Annotated in this window: 6 protein-coding genes; 1 reads left to right on the forward strand and 5 read right to left on the reverse strand. The window is 73.3% G+C overall.

The window, feature by feature from the left end; all coding sequences use genetic code 11:
* The 3 genes from ACTHMS_RS08840 to ACTHMS_RS08850 form a co-directional block, all read right to left on the reverse strand.
* On the reverse strand, window positions 1-394 hold a 394-nt coding region (locus ACTHMS_RS08840; protein ID WP_440306294.1), incomplete at its 3' end, for an ROK family protein.
* Window positions 391-744: a hypothetical protein gene (locus ACTHMS_RS08845; RefSeq protein ID WP_440306295.1), complete on the reverse strand. Its 354-nt coding sequence runs from the start codon at window positions 742-744 to the stop codon at window positions 391-393. The genes ACTHMS_RS08840 and ACTHMS_RS08845, both read right to left, overlap by 4 nt.
* Complete coding sequence (locus tag ACTHMS_RS08850) at window positions 741-1187, reverse strand: SRPBCC family protein (protein ID WP_440306296.1); 447 nt, start codon at window positions 1185-1187, stop codon at window positions 741-743. Before ACTHMS_RS08850 ends, ACTHMS_RS08845 begins: the two co-directional genes overlap by 4 nt.
* Before the next feature lie 116 nt (window positions 1188-1303).
* On the opposite strand from ACTHMS_RS08850, the gene ACTHMS_RS08855 reads away from it, so the two are divergent.
* A complete protein-coding gene (locus tag ACTHMS_RS08855; protein WP_440306297.1) occupies window positions 1304-3112 on the forward strand; it encodes an AMP-dependent synthetase/ligase in 1809 nt (602 codons plus the stop codon).
* 81 nt (window positions 3113-3193) lie between these two features.
* Here ACTHMS_RS08855 and ACTHMS_RS08860 read toward each other — a convergent pair whose 3' ends face one another.
* Both ACTHMS_RS08860 and ACTHMS_RS08865 read right to left on the reverse strand, forming a co-directional pair.
* Window positions 3194-4315: a glycosyltransferase family 4 protein gene (locus ACTHMS_RS08860; RefSeq protein WP_440306298.1), complete on the reverse strand. Its 1122-nt coding sequence runs from the start codon at window positions 4313-4315 to the stop codon at window positions 3194-3196.
* A 16-nt stretch (window positions 4316-4331) separates the two neighbouring features.
* The gene (locus tag ACTHMS_RS08865; RefSeq protein ID WP_440306299.1) at window positions 4332-4634 is read right to left on the reverse strand and encodes a hypothetical protein; all 303 of its coding nucleotides are present in this window, start codon (window positions 4632-4634) and stop codon (window positions 4332-4334) included.
* Window positions 4635-4808: the final 174 nt, after the last annotated feature.

Below are 4808 nucleotides of genomic sequence, written 5' to 3' on the forward strand. Positions count from 1 at the left end.
CCAGCGTCACGCACACGACGACCGGCTCGCCCTGTGCCGAGCCGAAGCGGTACTCGGCCCACGCTGCCGCATTCGCGTCGTTCTCGACGAGCAACGGGATGTCGATGCGTTCCTCGAGGGCCGCAAGCAACGGCTCGTCGCGCCAGGCGAGGTGCGGCGAGAACAGCACGGTGGCCCGGTCGGCCGCGATCCATCCGGCGGCGCCGATGCCGACCGCGACCACGTCGTGCTCGGCGGCGAGCTCGTCGACGACCTCGACGATGGTGTCCTCGGTGCGCCGCACGTCGCGTCCGGGGGTCTCGCGGCGGGTGCGGGCGATGACCCGGCCGTCCTCGGTCACCACGCCGGCGGCGACCTTGGTGCCGCCGATGTCGACGCCGATGGCGAGGCTCACGCGTCCGGCCCGGGGGGCTCGGGTGTCTCCGCCGGCGGGCCGGTGCGGCGCAGCGGCTCCTGCGAGGCGGCCTGCATGACGGCGCGGAACGCCGCGACGATCGCCGCCCCGGCCTGCTTCACCCGCTCGGACGCCTCGGGGTGGTCGCCGCGCAACAGCTCGGCGAACTGGCACACCGGGCACCAACCGCACTCGGGCCCGGTCGGCAGCGCGTGCGCCTCGGACGCCGCGACGCCCGCCCACGCGGTCATCTCGCCGACCAGGCGGTGCAACTCGTCGGCGATCGAGCCGGCGCCGGGGTCGCCGCCGGGCTGGTCACCCGGGCGCGGGTCGCCGTCGGGCCCGGTCACGCGTCCGCCCGCAGGGTCTCGACCCGGCGCTTCAGCTCGCGCAGGGCGGTGTCGAGCACCATCCGCTCGGCCTTGCGGCGCAGCCGCCCGAGCATCGGCACCGACAGGTCGACGGCGAGGGCGTAGGTGACCTCGGTGCCGCCGTCGCGGGGCACGAGCGTGTACGAACCGTGCTGCGCCCGGATCACGTCACCGGACACGAGATCCCACTCGACGCGGCGGTCGCCGTCCCACACGTAGCGCAGCCGGTACCGATCGACGATCACCCCGGCGTCCAGGTGGAAGTCGACCTCGCGGGCGCGGCCGTCGGGGCCGACCTCGGCCACCGCCGCCTCGCACACGGACGCGGCCCAGACCGGGTAGTGCTCGAAGTCCGCGATCACGGCCATCACGGCGGCCGGGGGCGCGTCGACGAGGATCGACTGCGTCGAGGTGTCCGGCACGGGTTCAGACGGTAGCGCGCCCACCGCAGCCTGCCCGTCATGCCCGCCTCGGCGCCACGGGTTACCGTTTTCGGCGACCCCCGCCGTGATTCCCGACCTGAGAGGACGGCGCGACCGTGCGCGAATGGCATGTGGCGAGCAACGTGACCACGTTGACGCAGAGCAACACCGCGGACTTCGCCTTCCAGAACGCCGAGCAGTCGCCGTCGAACGTCGCGCTGCGCCGCCGCATCGGCGGGGTGTGGAGAGACGTCACCGCCGAGCAGTTCGCCGCCGAGATCACCGGCCTGGCCAAGGGCCTCATCGCGGCCGGCATCGAGCCGGGTGACCGCGTCGCGGTCATGAGCAAGACGCGGTACGAGTGGACGCTCGCCGACTTCGCCCTGTTCACCGTCGGCGCCGTCGTCGTGCCGATCTACGAGACGTCGAGCGCCGAGCAGGTCGAGTGGATCCTGTCCGACTCGGGCGCGAAGGCGATCTTCGTCGAGACCGATGCGCACGTGCAGATCGTCGAGTCGGTGCGCCCGCAGCTGCCGGCGCTCGGCGAGGTCTGGGAGTTCAGCAACGACGCCACCGGCAATCTCACCGAGCGCGGCCGCAGCCTCGGCGACGACGAGGTCGAGGCCCGTCGCACGGCCGTGCAGCTCGACGACGTGGCCTCGATCATCTACACCTCGGGCACCACCGGGCGGCCGAAGGGCTGCACGCTCACCCACCGCAACTTCGTCAGCGACGCCACCGAGGTGCTGGCGCTGACGTCCGAGTTCTTCAACCAGGGCACCTCGACCTTGCTCTTCCTGCCGATCGCGCACGTCTTCGGCCGGCTCATCGAGATCGGCTGCATCGCCGCCGGCTGCACCCTCGGCCACACCGCCGACATCAAGAACCTGATGGGCGACCTGGCCGACTTCAAGCCGCGCTTCGTGCTCGCCGTGCCGCGCGTGTTCGAGAAGGTCTACAACACCGCCAAGCAGCAGGCGCACGGCAGCGGCAAGGGCCGCATCTTCGACCTCGCCGAGACCGTCGCGATCAAGTACTCCGAGTCGCTGGACAAGGGCGGTGTGCCGCCCCACATCCGCGTGGCCCACGCCGTCTTCGACCGGCTCGTCTACTCGCGGCTGCGTGCCGCGCTGGGCGGCAACTGCGACACCGCGGTCTCCGGCGGCGCCCCGCTGGGCGCGCGCCTCGGCCACTTCTTCCGCGGCATCGGCGTGACGATCTACGAGGGCTACGGCCTCACCGAGACGACCGCGGGTGCCACCATCAACCGCCCGGACGCGATCAAGGTCGGCTCGGTCGGGCAGGCGCTCGGCGGCGTCACCGTCGCGATCGCCGACGACGGTGAGGTGCTGTTCAAGGGCGCCAACGTGTTCCAGGGCTACTGGCAGAACGAGGTGGCCACCAAGGAGGCCATCGACGGCGACGGCTGGTTCCACACCGGCGACATCGGCGAGCTCGACGCGCAGGGCTTCCTGCGCATCACCGGCCGGAAGAAGGAGCTCATCGTCACCGCCGGCGGCAAGAACGTCGCGCCCGCCGTGCTCGAGGACCGCATCCGCGCCCACTGGCTGGTCAGCCAGGCCCTCGTCGTCGGCGACCAGAAGCCGTTCATCGCCTGCCTCGTCACCATCGACCCCGAGTCGTGGCCGACCTGGCTCGAGCAGCACGGCAAGCCCAAGGACACCGAACTCGCCGACCTCGTCGACGACGCCCAGCTGCGGGCCGAGATCCAGACCGCGATCGACGACGCCAACAAGGCGGTCAGCCGCGCCGAGTCGATCCGGAAGTTCACGATCATCGCCGAGGACTGGACCGAGGCCGGCGGCCAGCTCACGCCGTCGCTGAAGCTCAAGCGCAACGTCGTGCACAAGGAGTGCGCGAACGAGATCGAGGCGCTCTACGCCGGCGAGAAGTCGTCCGACTGAGCTTCCGGCCGGGCTTCCGGCCGGGCTTCCGGCCGAGCTTCCGACCGGGCTCGTGGCCGGCCTGCGCCGGCCTCGGGCCGGTCAGGCCTGCAGCAGGTCGGTGAGCCGGCCGGCCAGCAGGTCCCAGCGCCAGGCCCGCTCGACCCAGGCCCGGCCGGCGGCGCCGAACCGGCGGCGTCGGTCGGCGTCGGTGAGCAGCTCGACCAGCCGCGCGGCGACCTGGTCGACGTCGCGGCCGTCGACGACGGTGCCGGTCTCGCCCTCGAGCACGGCATCGGGTGCGCCGCCGGAGTCGCCGGCGAGCACGGGCAGCCCGACGGCCGATGCCTCGAGGTAGACGATGCCGAGCCCCTCGACGTCGAGGCCGCCGCGGCGCGTGCGGCACGGCATGGCGAAGACGTCCCCGGCCGCGTAGTGGGCGGGTAGCTCGGCGGCCGGCACGCCGCCGGTCAGCACGACCGCGTCGGCGACGCCCTCGCGGCGGGCGACCTCGTGCAGGTCGCCCTCGTACGGGCCGCGACCGACCAGCAGCAGCGCGACGTCGGGCACCGCGGCCTGCACGGCGGGCAGCGCGCGGATCAGCGTGTCCTGCCCCTTGCGCCGCACCAGCCGCGAGACGCAGACGATGACCGGACGCCCCTCGAGCCCGTGCCGACGACGCACCGGTGTGCCGTCGACGTCCGGGCGGAACGTGTCGACGTCGACGCCCGGGGTCAGTTGGCGCAGCTCGGTGACGTCGGCGAGCACCGGCGCGAGCCGGCGCCGCGTGTACTCGCCGAGATAGGTCACGACGTCACAGCCGACCCCGATCCGACGCAGTGCCTGGCGTGCGCCGGGCAGTTGCGCCCAGCCGGCCTCGTGCCCGTGCGTGGTCGCGACGATGCGCTCCGCACCGGCGCGGCGCAGTGCCGGGGCGAGCAGCCCGAGCGGCGCGGCGGCGCCGAACCACACGGCGGTGCACCCGTGCTCGGTGAAGGTGGAGACGATCCGGCGGGCGGCGGCCGGGGTGGGCACGAGCAGGCCGGTCGGGTGACGTGTGACCGGGAAGGGTTGCGCGGCGTCGAAGCCGGCCGACCCCTCGTGGTCGGAGGCGTAGACGGCCACCGACCCGGCCGGCTGCCGGACCGCGAGCTCGTGCACGAACGACTGGATGCCGCCCTGCCGCGGCGGGAAGTCGTTGGTGACGATGAGGGTGCGGCGCACCGGAGCATCCTCGCCGTCAGCCGAGCAACTGGCGCAGGAAGGTGCGCCACTGCGCGGTGAACTGCGCCGTCGACTCGTGCAGCACCGCGCGCAGTGCCGACGCCGTCGCCGTCGACGACGCGGTGGCCTGTCCGCCCACGAGTCGGTAGACACGCAGCAGCCCGGCCTGGCCGGCCCGCTCGGCGATCAGCCGGCACGCCAGCCAGGCCTGCTCGTAGGCCAGCGCTGCGGTCGCGGCATCGCCGGTGAAGGCGGCGTCGGTGGGCAGCTGATCGGGCAGCTGGCCCCGCCGCACCGCCGCGGTCAGCTCGGCCGCCACCGTGGTGACCGGCTGGCCCGTGTGCAGGTCGGCGACGTAGTCGGCGAAGCCCTCGCGCAGCCAGGTCGGCGTGGCGTCGGTCGTCGCGTCCGCGGCCGCGAGGTGGGTGATCTAGTGACGCAGCACGATATTCCCCCCGCTCGGGCTGAGGCGCAGCAGCTCGCCGGGCGAGAA

The organism is Jatrophihabitans sp. (genome assembly GCF_051960575.1).
In the GTDB taxonomy this organism is placed as follows: domain Bacteria; phylum Actinomycetota; class Actinomycetes; order Mycobacteriales; family Jatrophihabitantaceae; genus JBQCEE01.